Source organism: Streptomyces sp. NPDC057424, assembly GCF_042803315.1.
Taxonomy (GTDB): domain Bacteria; phylum Actinomycetota; class Actinomycetes; order Streptomycetales; family Streptomycetaceae; genus Streptomyces.
In genome coordinates, this window is the sequence record NZ_JBHVCP010000047.1 from 44,004 (window position 1) to 59,965 (window position 15,962).

13 protein-coding genes and 1 pseudogene are annotated in these 15,962 nt (G+C 71.5%); 11 read left to right on the forward strand and 3 right to left on the reverse strand.

Annotated elements, in window-relative coordinates:
- Positions 1-29: 29 nt before the first annotated feature.
- Together ACFU3E_RS29370 and mmpA are read left to right on the forward strand one after the other, a co-directional pair.
- Positions 30-722: an endonuclease V gene (locus tag ACFU3E_RS29370; RefSeq protein WP_384164698.1), complete on the forward strand. Its 693-nt coding sequence runs from the start codon at positions 30-32 to the stop codon at positions 720-722.
- 89 nt (positions 723-811) lie between these two features.
- Positions 812-958: a morphogenic membrane protein MmpA gene (gene mmpA / locus ACFU3E_RS29375; protein ID WP_283968808.1), complete on the forward strand. Its 147-nt coding sequence runs from the start codon at positions 812-814 to the stop codon at positions 956-958.
- A 5-nt stretch (positions 959-963) separates the two neighbouring features.
- Here mmpA and ACFU3E_RS29380 read toward each other — a convergent pair whose 3' ends face one another.
- Positions 964-2,142, reverse strand: coding sequence for a saccharopine dehydrogenase family protein (locus ACFU3E_RS29380; RefSeq protein ID WP_384164701.1), 1,179 nt, complete (start codon positions 2,140-2,142; stop codon positions 964-966).
- 91 nt (positions 2,143-2,233) lie between these two features.
- On the opposite strand from ACFU3E_RS29380, the gene ACFU3E_RS29385 reads away from it, so the two are divergent.
- The 4 genes from ACFU3E_RS29385 to ACFU3E_RS29400 all read left to right on the forward strand — a co-directional run bounded on the left by ACFU3E_RS29385 (position 2,234) and on the right by ACFU3E_RS29400 (position 7,317).
- Positions 2,234-2,614 carry an MmcQ/YjbR family DNA-binding protein gene (locus tag ACFU3E_RS29385; RefSeq protein WP_384164704.1) on the forward strand — a complete coding sequence of 127 codons (381 nt, stop codon included), beginning with the start codon at positions 2,234-2,236 and terminating at the stop codon, positions 2,612-2,614.
- 110 nt (positions 2,615-2,724) lie between these two features.
- Entirely contained in the window at positions 2,725-3,870 is a 1,146-nt protein-coding gene (locus tag ACFU3E_RS29390) for a CaiB/BaiF CoA transferase family protein (protein WP_384164707.1), read from the forward strand.
- An 11-nt stretch (positions 3,871-3,881) separates the two neighbouring features.
- Positions 3,882-5,096, forward strand: coding sequence for an acetyl-CoA C-acetyltransferase (locus tag ACFU3E_RS29395; protein ID WP_384164710.1), 1,215 nt, complete (start codon positions 3,882-3,884; stop codon positions 5,094-5,096).
- Positions 5,097-5,130: 34 nt separating this feature from the next.
- Positions 5,131-7,317, forward strand: a complete 2,187-nt coding sequence (locus ACFU3E_RS29400) for a 3-hydroxyacyl-CoA dehydrogenase NAD-binding domain-containing protein (RefSeq protein WP_384164713.1) — start codon at positions 5,131-5,133, stop codon at positions 7,315-7,317.
- Here ACFU3E_RS29400 and ACFU3E_RS29405 read toward each other — a convergent pair.
- Positions 7,303-8,025: a MerR family transcriptional regulator gene (locus ACFU3E_RS29405; protein WP_384164716.1), complete on the reverse strand. Its 723-nt coding sequence runs from the start codon at positions 8,023-8,025 to the stop codon at positions 7,303-7,305. The two genes, ACFU3E_RS29400 and ACFU3E_RS29405, sit on opposite strands and share 15 nt — an antisense overlap.
- 164 nt (positions 8,026-8,189) lie before the next feature.
- Between ACFU3E_RS29405 and ACFU3E_RS29410 the strand changes: the two are divergent.
- Together ACFU3E_RS29410 and ACFU3E_RS29415 are read left to right on the forward strand one after the other, a co-directional pair.
- Positions 8,190-8,354, forward strand: a pseudogene (locus ACFU3E_RS29410) (L-asparagine permease); the annotation flags it as partial.
- A gap of 77 nt (positions 8,355-8,431) precedes the next feature.
- Entirely contained in the window at positions 8,432-8,911 is a 480-nt protein-coding gene (locus tag ACFU3E_RS29415) for a macro domain-containing protein (RefSeq protein WP_384164719.1), read from the forward strand.
- 236 nt (positions 8,912-9,147) lie between these two features.
- Here the strand turns inward: ACFU3E_RS29415 and ACFU3E_RS29420 are convergent, their stop codons facing one another.
- A complete protein-coding gene (locus ACFU3E_RS29420) occupies positions 9,148-10,671 on the reverse strand; it encodes a M1 family metallopeptidase (protein ID WP_384164722.1) in 1,524 nt (507 codons plus the stop codon).
- Between the two features lie 214 nt (positions 10,672-10,885).
- Between ACFU3E_RS29420 and ACFU3E_RS29425 the strand changes: the two genes are divergently transcribed.
- From ACFU3E_RS29425 to ACFU3E_RS29435, 3 genes are all read left to right on the forward strand, one after another.
- Positions 10,886-12,844 carry a Xaa-Pro dipeptidyl-peptidase gene (locus tag ACFU3E_RS29425; RefSeq protein ID WP_384164725.1) on the forward strand — a complete coding sequence of 653 codons (1,959 nt, stop codon included), beginning with the start codon at positions 10,886-10,888 and terminating at the stop codon, positions 12,842-12,844.
- Positions 12,841-14,127 (forward strand): M14 family metallocarboxypeptidase, encoded by a 1,287-nt coding sequence (locus ACFU3E_RS29430; protein ID WP_384164729.1) that lies wholly within the window; start codon positions 12,841-12,843, stop codon positions 14,125-14,127. Before ACFU3E_RS29425 ends, ACFU3E_RS29430 begins: the two co-directional genes overlap by 4 nt.
- Before the next feature lie 84 nt (positions 14,128-14,211).
- A complete protein-coding gene (locus ACFU3E_RS29435; RefSeq protein WP_384164732.1) occupies positions 14,212-15,936 on the forward strand; it encodes a BCCT family transporter in 1,725 nt (574 codons plus the stop codon).
- Positions 15,937-15,962: the final 26 nt, after the last annotated feature.

Genomic DNA, 15,962 nt, shown 5'->3' on the forward strand with positions numbered 1-15,962 from the left:
TTCGCGCGGCCCGTAGGCTCAGGGCCACCATGACGACCGTACGCATCCCCGAAGACTGGCCCACGACCGAGGAACAGGCCCGCGCCGTCCAGGACGAACTACGCGCACGCGTGATCCTCGGCGAACCCGGACCGCCGCCCGGAACAGGCCGGGTGACGGGGGTCGACGTCGCGTACGACGACGAACGGGACGTCGTCGCGGCGGCAGCCGTCGTGCTGGACGCGTCGCGTCTCGACGTCGTCGCCGAGGCCACGGCCGTGGGCCGGGTCTCCTTCCCCTACGTGCCCGGGCTGCTCGCCTTCCGCGAGATCCCCACGGTCCTCGCCGCCCTCGCGGCCCTGCCCTGCGCTCCCGGCCTGGTCGTCTGCGACGGCTACGGCCTCGCCCACCCCCGCCGCTTCGGCCTCGCCAGCCACCTCGGCGTCCTGACCGGCCTGCCCACGATCGGCGTCGCGAAGAACCCGTTCACCTTCACCCACGACGACCCGGACATCCCGCGCGGCAGCACCTCCCCGCTGCTCGCCGGCTCCGAGGAGGTCGGCCGGGCCCTGCGCACCCGGGACGCCGTCAAGCCGGTCTTCGTCTCGGTCGGCCACCGGGTGACGCTGGACAACGCCTGCGCGCACACCCTCGCGCTCACCCCCGGCTACCGCCTTCCCGAGACCACCCGCAGAGCGGACGCGCTGTGCCGCCGGGCCCTCCGGGAGACCTCCCCGGCCTGACGGGCCGCCCGGCGACGGCACGGTCTGAGTACGGGTCCTGAGTACCCGTACGGATGCCGGCCGCCCCCCGGGTCGGCAGGCTGGGGCGCATGACGACGCACCGCGCCCCCAAGCCTGTCGCCGGCCCGACCCAGTCCGTCGAGCGGGCCGTCACCATAGGGCTGATCCTCGCCGTGCTCGCGGGGCTCGGCTGGATCGCCGGGATGATCTACACCATCGCCGAGTGGCCGCTGTAGGACCGTCAGCGGGCCGACGCGACGCGGAAGCGGATGCCCGCCGCGCGCAGCCGGTCGATCAGCTTGTTGCCCATCGCCACCGCTGTGGTGACCTGGCCCGCCGTCTCCGGAAGGTCGTCGAGGGCCAGGGACAGCGCCGACTCGGCGAACATCTTGGCCGTCTCGTCGTAGCCGGGATCGCCGCCCGAGACCTCCGTGTACACCCGCTTGCCGCCGCCTTCACCCACGAAGCGCACGGAGAACCAGCTCTTCGCCCGCTTCTGAGGGCTCGGCCCGTCCCCGGGCTTGAGCCGGTCCGACAACCAGCGCCGCGCGGGCGGCACCTGGGCCGCCGCGACCAGCGCGCCGACCGCAGCGACCCCGCCCACGGCGACCGGCAGATGCCGGACGGCCGCGTACTGCCGGTAGCGGAAGTCGGGCCCGTACCGGTCGAGGGCCGACGCCGAGCGCCGCACGATCTGCGGGTCGATGGTCGGCATCGGCAGCGCCCACGCGCCGACCTCCTTGGCGAACCGCGGCGCGCCGAGCGGCGCCGACGCCCGCCGGCCCACCTGCCGCGGCTCGTGCCGCCGCCGGTCCCGCACGGCCGCCGCCATCTCCCGCTGCCGCGCGAACTGGTTGAGCGCGGAGGCGAAGGTCCCGCCGGAGAAGGCCGCGTCGGCGGTCACGAAGCCCTCGACGCTCAGCGGCACGTCCTCGGGCAGCTGCTGCACGGTGAAGTACACGCCCAGGTCGTGCGGGATCGAGTCGAACCCGGCGGCGTGCACCAGCCGCGCCCCGGTCTCCCGCGCGCGGGCGTCGTGACGGACGTACATCAGGTCCACGAACTCCGGCTCGCCGCAGAGGTCCAGGTAGTCGGTCCCGGCGTCCGCGCAGGCGGCGACGAGTTCCTCGCCGTACGTCACGTACGGGCCGACGGTCGTGGCCACCACGCGCGCCTGCCCGGCGAGGTGGCGCAGCGAGGCCGGGTCGGAGACGTCCGCCCGCTCCACGCCCACCTCGGCGCCGGCGGGCAGGCGTTCCCGCAGCCGCTCCAGCTTCCCGGCGTTGCGGCCCGCGATCGCCCAGCGCAGCCCCTCGGGCGCGTGCGCGGCCAGGTACTCCGTGGTGAGCGCCCCGGCGAAACTGGTGGCTCCGAAGAGCACGATGTCGTACGGACGGTCCGTCCTGCTTTGCCTGCTCATGACACCCCTCGGTCGTGCAGCCCGTGCCGCTGTCGGTGGCCGAGGCTAGCGTGAGGAGTACGGAGCCCGACGACGAGCCCGGAGGACGACGATGGCCGTGCCCAGGAATGCCCTGAAGAAGTGGGAGAAAGCCCGTGCGTTCGCGCTGGGGCTGCCGGATGCCGTCGAGGAGTTCCCCTGGGGCGAGTCCGTCGCGAAGGTCAACAAGAAGGTGTTCGTCTTCCTCGGCGTCCAGGACGGCAGTTACCCCCTGGGGGTGACGGTGAAGCTCAAGGACGAGACGGCGCACGCGCACGCGCTGGCCTGCCCCGGCGCCGAGCCCGCCGGATACGGCCTGGGCAGGGCGGGCTGGGTGAGCATCCCCCTGGAGCGGCAGGGCGCCCCGGCCGCGGAGGTGCTCTGCGACTGGGTCGAGGAGAGCTACCGGGCGATCGCGCCGAAGCGGCTGACAGTCGAGCTGGACGGGGGCTGACCTCGTCCGGCAGATTGCTAAGCGCTTGCTCGTTCAGGGCTTGTGCCGAGTGCAACACGTTCTTAGCATCACTGGTGTTACATCAGTTGTGTCACAGCACTGGGGGCTGGATGACCACGGCAAGGACGCCAGGACACGGCCCGCTCACCGGCGTGCGTGTCGTCGAGCTGGCGGGCATCGGGCCCGGCCCGTTCGCCGCCATGCTCCTGGCCGACCTCGGGGCCGACGTCGTGCGCGTGGACCGCCCGGGCGGCTCCGGACTCGCGATCGACCCCGCCTACGACGTCACCAACCGCAACAAGCGCTCCGTGGTCGTCGACCTGAAGGCCCCCGACGGGCCGGACCAGGTGCTCGGCCTCGCGGCCCGCGCCGACATCCTGGTCGAGGGCAACCGCCCCGGCGTCGCCGAGCGCCTCGGCGTGGGCCCCGAGCCCTGCCACGCCCGCAACCCGCGTCTCGTCTACGGCCGGATGACCGGCTGGGGCCAGGACGGCCCGCTCGCCCAGCGCGCCGGGCACGACATCGCGTACATCGCCCCCACCGGCACCCTCGGCATGATCGGCCGCCCGGACGAGCCACCCGTGGTTCCGGTCAACCTGCTCGGCGACTACGCGGGCGGCTCCCTCTACCTCGTCGTCGGCGTCCTCGCCGCCCTCCAGCACGCCCGCGCGACCGGCACCGGCCAGGTCGTGGACGCCGCCATCGTCGACGGCACCGCCCATCTCGCCACGATGATCCACGGCATGCTCGCCGCCGGCGGCTGGCAGGACCGCCGCGGCGCCAACCTCATGGACGGCGGCTGCCCCTACTACGGGACGTACGAGACCGCCGACGGCCGGTACATGGCCGTCGGCGCCCTGGAACCGCAGTTCTACGCGGAGTTCCTCGCCCTCCTCGGCATCGAGGGCCAGGCCGGGGCCCGCAAGGACGTGGCCCGGTGGGGTGACCTGCGCGAGCAGGTCACCACCTGCTTCAAGACCCGCACGAGGGACGAGTGGACAGCCGTCTTCGACGGCTCCGACGCCTGCGTGGCACCCGTGCTGTCACTGCGCGAGGCCCCGCACCACCCGCACCTGGCCGCCCGCGGCACCTTCACCGACCACGGCGGCATCACCCAGCCCGCCCCGGCCCCCCGCTTCTCCGCGACCCCGACCTCCGTCCGCACCGGCCCGGCCCGGCCGGGCGCCGACACGGCGGACGTCGCCCGGGACTGGGACGTCCCCGGGCTCCTCCCAGCGCTCCGCAACCCTCAGTGAAAGGCCTCCTCGTGAGCACCGAAGCGTACGTGTACGACGCGATCCGCACCCCGCGCGGCCGCGGCAAGGCCAACGGCGCCCTGCACGGCACCAAGCCCATCGACCTGGTCGTCGGACTCATCCACGAGATCCGTGCCCGTTTCCCCGGACTCGACCCGGCCGCCGTCGACGACATCGTGCTCGGCGTCGTCAGCCCGGTCGGCGACCAGGGCTCCGACATCGCCCGGACCGCCGCCATCGCCGCCGGACTGCCCGACACGGTGGCCGGTGTGCAGGAGAACCGCTTCTGTGCCTCGGGCCTGGAGGCCGTCAACCTGGCCGCCGCCAAGGTGCGTTCCGGCTGGGAGGACCTCGTCCTCGCGGGCGGTGTCGAGTCCATGTCCCGGGTGCCGATGGCCTCCGACGGCGGCGCCTGGTTCAACGACCCGATGACCAACCTCGACGTCAACTTCGTCCCGCAGGGCATCGGCGCCGACCTCATCGCCACCATCGAGGGCTTCAGCCGGCGGGACGTCGACGAGTACGCCGCCCTCTCCCAGGAGCGGGCCGCCGCCGCCTGGAAGGAGGGCCGCTTCGAGAAGTCCGTCGTCCCCGTGAAGGACCGCGGCGGACTCGTCGTCCTCGACCACGACGAGCACCCGCGCCCCGGCACCACCGCCGACTCCCTCGCGAAGCTGAAGCCGTCCTTCGCGGACATCGGCGAACTCGGCGGCTTCGACGCGGTGGCGCTCCAGCAGTACCACTGGGTGGAGAAGATCGACCACGTCCACCACGCGGGCAACTCCTCCGGCATCGTCGACGGCGCCTCCCTCGTCGCCATCGGCTCCAAGGAGGTCGGCGAGCGCCACGGCCTCACGCCCCGCGCGCGGATCGTCTCCGCGGCCGTGTCCGGCTCCGAGCCGACCATCATGCTCACCGGTCCCGCCCCCGCCACCCGCAAGGCCCTCGCCAAGGCCGGACTCACCATCGACGACATCGACCTCGTCGAGATCAACGAGGCGTTCGCGGCGGTCGTGCTGCGCTTCGTCAAGGACATGGGCCTGTCCCTGGACAAGGTCAACGTCAACGGCGGCGCGATCGCGCTCGGCCACCCCCTCGGCGCCACCGGCGCGATGATCCTCGGCACCCTCGTCGACGAACTGGAGCGCCAGGACAAGCGCTACGGCCTCGCCACGCTGTGCGTCGGCGGCGGCATGGGCGTCGCCACGATCGTCGAGCGCATCTGACCCCCTCCCGACGGATCACACGGAGCACCTCCACATGAGCACTGAGTCCACCACCATCCGCTGGGAACAGGACCGCACAGGCCTCGTCACCCTCGTCATCGACGACCCGAACCAGTCGGCGAACACCATGAACCAGGCGTTCCGCGACTCGCTCGCCGCCGTCACCGACCGCCTGGAGGCCGAGAAGGACTCCATCCGGGGCGTCATCATCACCTCCGCCAAGAAGACCTTCTTCGCCGGCGGCGACCTGCGCGACCTCATCCGCGTCACGCCGGAGACGGCCCAGGAGCTGTTCGACGGCGGCATGGCCATCAAGCGGAACCTGCGCCGCATCGAGACCCTCGGCAAGCCGGTCGTCGCCGCGCTCAACGGCGCGGCCCTCGGCGGCGGTTACGAGATCGCCCTGGCCTGCCACCACCGCGTCGCCCTCGACGCGCCCGGCTCCAAGATCGGCTGCCCCGAGGTCACCCTCGGTCTGCTGCCCGGAGGCGGCGGCGTCGTCCGCACCGTCCGCCTGCTCGGCATCGCCGACGCGCTGCTGAAGGTCCTCCTGCAGGGCACCCAGTACAACCCGCGCCGCGCCCTGGAGAACGGCCTCGTCGACGACGTGGCCGCCACCCGGGAGGAACTCCTCGAAAAGGCCCGCGCCTTCATCGACGCCAACCCCGAGTGCCAGCAGCCCTGGGACAAGCCCGGCTACCGCATCCCGGGCGGCACGCCGGCCAACCCCAAGTTCGCCGCGAACCTGCCCGCCTTCCCGGCCAGCCTCCGCAAGCAGACCAACGGCGCCCCCTACCCGGCGCCGCGCAACATCCTGGCCGCCGCCGTCGAGGGCTCCCAGGTCGACTTCGAGACCGCGCAGGTCATCGAGGCCCGCTACTTCGTGGACCTCGCGGCCGGCCAGACCTCGAAGAACATGATCCAGGCGTTCTTCTTCGACCTCCAGGCCGTCAACTCCGGTGCCAACCGTCCCCAGGGCATCGAGCCCCGCAAGGTCCGCAAGGTCGCCGTCCTCGGCGCCGGGATGATGGGCGCCGGCATCGCCTACTCCTGCGCCCGCGCCGGCATCGACGTGGTCCTCAAGGACGTGTCCCTGGAAGCGGCCCTCAAGGGCAAGGGGTACTCCGAGAAGCTGTGCGCCAAGGCCGTCGCCAAGGGCCGTACGACCCAGGACAAGGCCGACGCGCTGCTGGCCCGTATCACCGCCACCGCCGAGGTCCAGGACCTGGCCGGCTGCGACGCCGTCATCGAGGCCGTCTTCGAGGACACCTCGCTCAAGCACAAGGTGTTCCAGGAGATCCAGCACGTCGTGGAGCCCGACGCGCTGCTGTGCTCCAACACCTCCACCCTGCCCATCACCGCCCTCGCCGACGGCGTGGAGCGTCAGGGCGACTTCATCGGCCTGCACTTCTTCTCGCCCGTCGACAAGATGCCGCTCGTCGAGATCATCAAGGGCGAGCGCACCGGCGAGGAGGCCCTGGCACGCGCCTTCGACCTGGTGCGGCAGATCAACAAGACGCCCATCGTCGTCAACGACTCGCGTGGCTTCTTCACCTCCCGCGTCATCGGCCACTTCATCAACGAGGGCGTCGCCATGGTCGGCGAGGGCATCGAGCCCGCCTCGGTCGAGCAGGCCGCGGCCCAGGCCGGCTACCCCGCCAAGGTGCTGTCCCTGATGGACGAGCTGACGCTGACCCTGCCCCGCAAGATCCGGGCCGAGTCGAAGCGGGCGGTCGAGGAGGCGGGCGGCACCTGGACGGCCCACCCGGCCGAGGCCGTCATCGACCGTATGGTCGACGAGTTCGGCCGCACCGGCCGCGGCGGCGGCGCCGGCTTCTACGACTACGGCGACGACGGCAGGCGCACCGGACTCTGGCCCGGACTGCGCGAGCACTACACCAGGCCCGGCCACCGGATCCCGTTCCGCGACATGCAGGAGCGGATGCTGTTCTCCGAGGCGCTGGACACCGTCCGGCTGCTGGAGGAGGGCGTGCTGACCTCCGTCGCCGACGCCAACATCGGCTCCATCTTCGGTATCGGCTTCCCGGGCTGGACCGGCGGTGTGCTCCAGTACATCAACGGCTACGAGGGCGGCCTGCCCGGATTCGTGGCACGCGCGCGCGAACTCGCCGAGCAGTACGGGGAGCGCTTCACGCCGCCCGCGCTGCTGGTGGAGAAGGCGGAGAAAGGAGAGCGGTTCAGCGATTCAGCCCGCGCCTGACCCGCCGGAGCCCGAAGGCCCGGTGAGCCACTCGTCCAGCTCTTCCTTCAGGGACCGCTGAAATGCGGTGAGAAGCGCCTGCACCACCAGCGGGTGCATGTGCGCCGACAGGGACCGCACGTCCCGCGCGTCACGCTGCGCCACCTCACCGCGGAAGAGCTGGGACAGCTCCCGGGCCGCGGCGCGCGCGTGTTCGATGAGGACCTTGCGCGCCGCGAAGATCGCCTCCTGGGAGAGCGGCACGTCCAGCAGTCCGGCGCCCAGCCGGAGCAGACCGAGATCGGCCTCGTACCCGTTGTCCGCGGGCCGGACCACGCCCATCGCGACGAGCCGCTCGACGTCCTCGTCGCCCAGCGGTCCTCCGGCCCGCCGCTCCAGCTCCGCCCGGGTGACCGTCTCGACGCTCTCCGGGGCCCAGGAGGCCACCACGGCCCGGTGGATGGCGAGGTCGTGCGCGCTCAGGTCAGGCGGCAGCTGCCGCAGGTAGCGCTCGATGCCCGCCAGCGTCATGCCCTGCTGCTGCAACTCCTCGATCAGCGCCAGCCGGGCCAGATGCCCGCGCCCGTAGTGCCCCACGCGCCGCGGACCGAGCACCGGCGGGGGCAGCAGTCCCTTCGTGCCGTAGAAGCGGACCGTGCGCACCGTGACACCGGCCCGGGCGGCCAGTTCGTCGATCGTGAGGGTCGGCTCCTCGGTGTCGGTCGTCATGTGCAGCAGTATCGCTGTCTCACCAGTGCTGTGAAACCTCCGGTGACCCAGGTGACGGCCGTGCGAGGAATCACGCTCTGTGACGTATGCCATCGCGTGAGCCGCGCAGCGCGGGAAAGGCGGCCCCTTGGTCTGTGCCTCTACCGAGGGCGCGGACCTTATGTACGTCAGGGTTCGAGATCGTGCTGAACGTCGCCTCGCTCGGCAGCACCTGGGTGATCATCATGGTCTGCCACCTGGTCTTCGTCCGCCGCGCCAAGGCGGGCCTGCTCGACCGCCCCTCCTTCCGCCTCCCCGCCAGCCCGGTCACGGAGATCACCACGATCGCCTAGCCGACCAGGTGCTGTCGCAGCTCACGAAGTAGCAGGCCAGGGCCACTGTCAGCGGGAGGGCCTACGGTGGCGTCATGTCGGGGATCACATACATCCGGGGTGACGCCACCGCTCCGTCGGTGAAGGGCGTCAAGGTCATCGCCCACGTCTGCAACGATCTCGGAGGCTGGGGCAAGGGCTTCGTCCTGGCGCTGTCGCGCCGCTGGCCCGAGCCCGAGGCGGCGTACCGGGCCTGGCACCGAGGCCGCGCGGCCAACGACTTCGGGCTCGGCGCGGTGCAGTTCGTCCAGGTCGAGCCGTATGTGTGGGTGGCCAACATGATCGGCCAGCGCGGCACCAGGACCGGCAGCAAGGGCGTCCCCGTCCGCTACGAGGCGATCGAAACGGCGCTGAAGACCCTGGCCGAGAGGGCCGGTGAACTGGGCGCGACCGTCCACATGCCCCGCATCGGCTGCGGTCTCGCCGGCGGCAGGTGGTCCCGGGTCGAACCGCTGGTCGAGCAGTGCCTGATACGGCGCGGGATACAGGTGACGGTGTACGACCACGGGGACTGACCGGCCCGTTCCCAGTCCTGGCCGTCCCTGTCGAACGCCCGCACAAAGGCAGTCCCGGGGCAGGGCAGCCGGCAGGTCCCCGACGCCGGACGGGCGCAGGCCGAGCACGGACGGTGCCCCGGTGATCGCCACGTTCCGCACCTCCGGCTCCGTCACCAGCCGGCCCTCGCGCCCGGGCGGGGCCCACACGCCGAGGCGCATGGGCCCACCGCAGACCGCGGTGCGGGCCGGGCGCGTCAGTGCACGTGCCCGGCGTTCTCGCGCTCCGTGCGCTCGTGCACCCCGTTGGTCGCCGCGATCCTCTTCCACGACCTCGGCTGCGGGACAGCCCCCGGCCCCTTCGCGACCGCCGCGGCCCGAGCCGCCGGCACCCCCGGCCTCGACGGCTGGTACAGCCACGTGTCGAACAGCGCCGCCAGGGGCTTGCCGGACACCTCCTCGGCGTAGCGCCGGAAGTCGGAGACCGACGCGTTGCCGTGGGCGTACTGCGAAGGCCAGCCCTTGAGGATCGCGAAGAACGCCTCGTCGCCGATCGCGTTGCGCAGCGCCTGCACGGCCAGCGCGCCACGGTCGTAGACCGCGATGTCGAACTGGTTCTCCGGGCCGGGATCCCCGGGCTTCACCGTCCAGAACGGGTCGTCGGCCGGATGCGAGGCGTACACGTGGTCGGCGAGTTCCTGCGCCGTGCCCTCGCCCTCGTGCTCGGACCACAGCCATTGCGCGTACCGCGCGAACCCCTCGTTGATCCAGATGTCCTTCCAGCCCTTGAGTGACACGTCGTCGCCGTACCACTGGTGGGCCAGCTCGTGGACGACCACGGACACGTTCGACCCGTTCGCGAACTGCCGCGGGCTGTAGAACGGCCGGGTCTGGGTCTCCAGCGCGTACCCGGTGTTCGTGTTCGGCACGTACCCGCCGAGCGCGTTGTACGGGTACGGCCCGAAGTACCCGGCGAGCCAGTCCGCGATCTCCCCGGTCCGTTCGATGCTGGCCCGTGCCGCGCCGGCGTGGGCGCCGAGATCCTTGCTGTAGGCGTTGAGGACCGGGATGCCGCCCGAGGTCGTGCCGGTCGAGATGTCGAACTTCCCGACCGCGAGCGTGGCGAGGTACGTGGCCTGCGGCTTGTCGGACCGCCAGTTCCAGCGGGTCCAGCCGAGCCGTGAACTCGTCGACTGGAGCGTGCCGTTGGAGATGGCCTGCGTGCCGTCCGGAACCAGCACGGACACGTCGTAGGTCGCCTTGTCGAGCGGGTGGTCGTTGCCCGGGAACCACCACGCCGCCGCCTCGGGCTCGTTCGCCGCGACGCCCCCGTCCGGGGTGCGGTGCCAGCTGGTGAAGCCGTAGGCCTGCTTCGACGACGGCACCCCGCGGTAGCGCACGACGACCGTGACCGGCGTGCCCTTGGCCAGCGGGCTCTTCGGCGTGATCTCCAGCTCGTGCTCGCCCGAGGCGCGGAACGACGCCTTCGCTCCGTTGACGCGCACCTCGCCGACGTCCAGCAGGAAGTCCAGGTTGAAGCTCGACAGGTCCTGCGTGGTGCGGGCCACGAGGGTCGCCGTGCCCTCCAGCTCGTCCGTGGCCGGCCGGTACTTCAGCCGGAGGTCGTAGTGGGAGACGTCGTATCCGCCGTTGCCGTAGGCCGGGTAGTAGGGGTCGCCGATACCCGGCGCGCCGGGGGAGCGGGGGGCGGCCGATGCCGGGATCGCCAGCAGGAGAACGGCCGCTGCCAGGGCTCCCGGCGCGATGATTCTGCGGTGCACGCAAGGCTCCAAGTCGTAGGGTCCCGAGGTCTTCCGGAGTCTGTCGGGAGTCTGCCGACCCCCTGTGCCCCTGATCATGTCCATGGCCCCCGCTGTCACACGATCGGCATTCGGCCGACATGAGACACCCGCCTCTCCGAAGGCCCGTCCCGGACACGCCGGACCGTCAGCTGCCCTCTTCTGCACAGGAGTTCACCGATGTACCGTCCGGCGCATGCCGAAACGCACGCGCTTCACGACCTGGAGACCGCTCGCGACGGCGGCCACGGCCGCCCTGATGGCCACACTGCTCACCCCCGCGGCTGCGGACGCCGCCCCGCGCGGGAGCGAACCCGTCTACTCGTACGGGAACGCCATCCGTGAGGCCGTCTGGGTGGACACCGGGCTCGACGGCGACCGCGACGGAAAGACCGACCGGGTCGCCGTCGACATCGTCCGCCCCCGCGAAACCGCCCGGCAGGGCCGCAAGGTTCCGGTCATCATGGACGCCAGCCCGTACTACTCCTGCTGCGGGCGCGGCAACGAGAGCCAGAGGAAGACGTACGACGCGCAGGGCGCCGTCGCACAGATGCCGCTGTACTACGACAACTACTTCGTCCCGCGCGGCTACGCCTTCGTCGGCGTCGACCTGACCGGAACCAACCGCTCCGACGGCTGTGTCGACGTCGGCGGCCGCTCCGACATCCAGTCCGCCAAGGCCGTCGTCGACTGGCTGAACGGCCGGGCCAAGGCCTACACGACCCGCACCGGCGGCACGCGCGCCCAGGCCGGCTGGACCAACGGCCGCACCGGCATGATCGGCAAGAGCTGGGACGGCACCATCGCCAACGGCGTCGCCGCCACCGGCGTCAGGGGCCTGAAGACCGTCGTCCCGATCAGCGCCATCTCCTCCTGGTACGACTACTACTTCCAGCAGGGCGCCCCCCTCTACGACTCCGGCCCCGAGTGGCTCTCCGGCTACGTCAACAGCCCCGACGCCCGCACCAAGTGCGGATCCGTCCAGCAGCGGCTCGTCGACGGCGCCCCGCGCACCGGCGACTGGACCCCGCTGTGGACCGAGCGCGACTACGTGAAGGCCGCGCGCAAGGTCAAGGCCAGTGTCTTCCTCGTCCACGGCATGCAGGACCTCAACGTCCGCATGAAGCACGTCGGCCCGTGGTGGGACGCCCTCGCGAAGAACGGCGTCGACCGCAAGATCTGGCTGTCCCAGACCGGTCACGTCGACCCCTTCGACTTTCGCCGCGGCGCCTGGGTCAAGACGCTGCACCGCTGGTTCGACCACGAACTCATGGGCATCGACAACGGCATCGACCGCGAGCCCATGGCCGACATCGAACGCGCGCCCGACCAGTGGGACACCTCCAGGGTCTGGCCGCCGAACGGTACCCGGGCGACCACCCTGCGCCCCGACCGGGGCCCTCAGCCCGGCGTCGGCACCCTCGGTCTGCACCGCGGCCACGGCACCGAGAGCTTCACCGACGACCCGCGGCTGAGCGAGACCGACTGGGCCGCCCGGATCGACAAGCCGACACCGGAGAAGGCCGGCTTCGTCACCGGACCGCTCACCCGCGACCTGCGCCTGTCCGGTTCCTCGGAGGTCACCGTCACCGCGACGCCCTCCACCCCGACGGCCCACCTCTCCGCCGTCCTCGTCGACATCGGCCCCGCCACCATCCGCGACTACGCCGACGCCGGCGAAGGCATCACCACCCTCACCGACCGCACCTGCTGGGGCGCGAGCACCACCGGCGACAGCTCCTGCTTCAAGGAGACGAAGGCGAAGACCGCCGACGTCGACTACACGGTCGTCAGCCGCGGCTGGGCCGACCTCGGCAACCACGCCGACGACCACAAGGGGTCCCCGCTCACCCCGGGCAAGCGGTACACCATCACCCTCGACCTCGCGGCGACCGACCACGTCGTCCCGAAGGGCCACCGCCTGGCGCTGATCGTCGCGGGCACCGACCGGGGCCTCATCGACCCTCCCCCCGCCGACCGTCCGAAGCTCACGCTCGACCTCTCCCGCACCTCGGCGCGCGTTCCGTTCGCCGGCGGAGCAGCCGCCTTCGCCCGCGCCACCGCGGGGACTGCGTCCGTCATCCCCGACGCCGCGTTCCTGGACGGCGTAGGGGAGCCGCGCACCACGCACCGCGTCCCGGAGGGAACCCCGTGACCCGCGACACCACCCGCGTCCGCGCCCTGGTCCTGAGCGCCGTGGCCCTCACGGCCTGTCTGGTCGCCGCACCGGCCCAGGCGGCCGACGACGCCCCGCCGCGCACCGGCTTCGAGCGGTCGAACGGCGCCCGCTGGACCACCGGGCCCGAGGAGCAGGACCTCCTCAAGACCGTCGACCGGTCCAGTGACCGGGTCTCCATGAGCCGCTTCGGCACGACGAAGCAGGACCGCCCGCTCCGGCTGGTGCGGATCGGCACCCCATCGAGCCCCAGCAAGGTGCTGCTCGTCTGCAGCCAGCACGGCGACGAACCCTCCGGCCGCGAGGCCTGCCTGACCACCGTCCGCGACCTCGCGTACGCCCGCGACAGCCGCACCCGGCGCTTCCTGGACCGCACCACGGTCCTGGTCGTGCCCACCGCCAACCCCGACGGCCGGGCCGCGAACACCCGCGGCAACAGCGACGGCGTCGACATCAACCGCGACCACCTCGCCCTGAAGACCGCCGAAGGCCGCGCCCTGGCCGCCCTCATCCGCGATCAGCGCCCCGACATCGTCTACGACCTGCACGAGTACGGCGCCACACCCCCGTACTACGACAAGGACCTCTTCGATCTGTGGCCGCGCAACCTCAACACCCACGAGGCGGTCCACGACGAGGCGCGGACCCTGTCCGAGGCGTACGTCCGGCCCACCGCCCGGCGGGCCGGCCACTCGACCGGCACGTACGGCATCTGGACCGACCCGGAGACCGGTGAGCCGGTCAAGCAGGTCGCCGGAGACGGGCAGGAGCGCATCCTGCGCAACATGTCCGGGGTGAAGCACTCCGTCGGGCTGCTCATCGAGAGCCGCGTGGATCCGCTCACCGAGGCGGAGAAGACGGACGCGGCCCTGAACAACCGGCGTCGGGTCACCTCCCAGCTCGACGCCCTCAAGGGCCTGTTCGGCTACACCGACCAGCGCCGCGGCCGGCTCGAGACGGCGACGGCGAGGGCCCGGCTCGCGGGCTACGCCGCCACCGGTCCGGTCTACGTCGGCGGCGCCGACAACGATCCGCCCGAACCGGCAGAAACCATACAGAACCCTCCCTGTGGATACCGGCTCACCGCTTCCCAGTACGCCGAGGTGGGCGACGAACTCGCCCTGCACGGTGTGCGTGTGCGCAAGGACGCCGAGGGCGTCCTCGTGCCCCTGCGCCAGCCCCTGCGGGCGCTCGTGGCGCTGCTGCTCGACGACCGGGCCGAGTACCACCTGACAAGAGGTTCATCCGAAACTGCGTGCTGAGAGGGGTGAAATTCCGCCACACGTGGTAGCAGCGTTACGGAGGAGCTCCATCCTCCTCTGCTGTCCCGATGAAAGGTGCCGCCTGTGACGCAAGAACGACCAAGCGACAAGGATTCCCATGAGGGAGCCGCACTGCCGGGGTCGGAGGCGGGCCTGCCCGGTCAGAGCCGGCCCCAGACCGACCGCATCGTCTTCGGCGTCACGGCGGCCCTCACCCTCGCCTTCGTGGTCTGGGGCGCGGCGGCGACCGACTCGCTCGAAGACGTTTCCAGCAGCATGCTCGGCGGGCTGATGCACAACGGCGGCTGGGCGTTCATGCTCGCCGCCTCCGGCTTCGTCGTCTTCGCCCTCTGGCTCGCGATCAGCCGCTACGGCCGTATCCACCTCGGCGCGGAGGGTGAGGAGCCCGAGTTCCGCACGGTGTCCTGGGTCGCGATGATGTTCAGCGCGGGCATGGGCATCGGCCTGATGTTCTACGGCGTGAGCGAGCCGCTGTCGCACTACGGCACGCCCCCGCCCGGCACGAACCCGGCCGACTCCGGCGAACGCATGGAGACGGCCATGGCCACCACCCTGTTCCACTGGACGCTCCACCCGTGGGCGATCTACGCGGTGGTGGGTCTCGCCATCGCCTACAGCACCTTCCGCAGGCGGCGCCGGCAGACCATAAGCGCCGTCTTCACCCCGCTGATCGGCAGGAAGAACGCCAACGGCGGCGTCGGCCGGGCCATCGACATCCTCGCGATCATCGCGACCGTCTTCGGCTCTGCCGCCTCCCTCGGCCTCGGCGCGCTCCAGATCGGCTCCGGCGTGCAGGAGCTGAAGTGGATGGACAAGGTGAGCACCGGGCTGCTCGTCACGATCATCGCGGTGCTGACCCTGGCCTTCGTCGCGTCGGCGATCTCCGGTGTGGAGAAGGGCATCCAGTGGCTGTCCAACACCAACATGGTGCTGGCGCTGGTGCTCGCCCTGTTCGTGTTCGTGGCCGGCCCGGCCATCATCGTCCTCGACCTGCTGCCCACCTCGGTCTTCGCCTACCTCGGCGACCTGCCCCAGCTGGCGGGCCGCACCGAGGCGAGCGGCGGCGAGGGCGTCGCCGACTGGCTGGGCAGCTGGACGGTCTTCTACTGGGCGTGGTGGATCTCCTGGACGCCGTTCGTCGGTATGTTCATCGCCCGCATCAGCCGGGGCCGCACGATCCGCCAGTTCGTCGGCGGTGTCATCCTCGTGCCCAGCACGGTCAGCCTGATCTGGTTCGCGATCTTCGGCGGCTCGGCGATGAAGATGCAGGAGGAGGGCCGGCTCGGCAAGGAGGCCACTCCGGAGGGCCAGCTCTTCGGAGTGCTCCAGCAGTTCCCCATCGCCACCGTCACGAGCCTGCTCGTGATGATCCTCGTCGGCATCTTCTTCGTCTCGGGCGCCGACGCGGCCTCGATCGTCATGGGCACCCTGTCGCAGAAGGGCGCGCTCGAACCCGGCCGCTTCGTGGTGGTGTTCTGGGGTGTGGTCACCGGTGCGGTGGCCGCGATCATGCTCATGGTCGGCAGTGGCCAGGGCGACGCGCTGACCGGTCTGCAGAACCTCACGATCCTCGCGGCGGCACCGTTCGTCGTCGTGATGATCTTCATGTGCGTCGCCCTCATGCGCGACCTTCGCCGCGACCCGGTGATCGTGCGTGAGCAGATGGGCTCCGAGGCCGTCGAAATGGCCGTCATGGCAGGCCACAAGAAGTATGACGGCGACTTCGAGTTCCGCGTCGGCCCGGGCCGCGGCCCGGACGTGGAGGGGGACCCGATCGGCAAGCACTGATCCTGTCTCTTATACACATCTGACGC

What these genes read in the sequence shown, in the direction of transcription:
- ACFU3E_RS29370 (WP_384164698.1), top strand. Translation starts at nt 30, where the DNA reads ATGACGACCGTACGCATCCCCGAAGACTGGCCCACGACCGAGGAACAG.
- mmpA (WP_283968808.1), top strand. Translation starts at nt 812, where the DNA reads ATGACGACGCACCGCGCCCCCAAGCCTGTCGCCGGCCCGACCCAGTCC.
- ACFU3E_RS29380 (WP_384164701.1), bottom strand. Translation starts at nt 2,142, where the DNA reads ATGAGCAGGCAAAGCAGGACGGACCGTCCGTACGACATCGTGCTCTTC.
- ACFU3E_RS29385 (WP_384164704.1), top strand. Translation starts at nt 2,234, where the DNA reads ATGGCCGTGCCCAGGAATGCCCTGAAGAAGTGGGAGAAAGCCCGTGCG.
- ACFU3E_RS29390 (WP_384164707.1), top strand. Translation starts at nt 2,725, where the DNA reads ATGACCACGGCAAGGACGCCAGGACACGGCCCGCTCACCGGCGTGCGT.
- ACFU3E_RS29400 (WP_384164713.1), top strand. Translation starts at nt 5,131, where the DNA reads ATGAGCACTGAGTCCACCACCATCCGCTGGGAACAGGACCGCACAGGC.
- ACFU3E_RS29405 (WP_384164716.1), bottom strand. Translation starts at nt 8,025, where the DNA reads ATGACGACCGACACCGAGGAGCCGACCCTCACGATCGACGAACTGGCC.
- ACFU3E_RS29415 (WP_384164719.1), top strand. Translation starts at nt 8,432, where the DNA reads ATGTCGGGGATCACATACATCCGGGGTGACGCCACCGCTCCGTCGGTG.
- ACFU3E_RS29425 (WP_384164725.1), top strand. Translation starts at nt 10,886, where the DNA reads ATGCCGAAACGCACGCGCTTCACGACCTGGAGACCGCTCGCGACGGCG.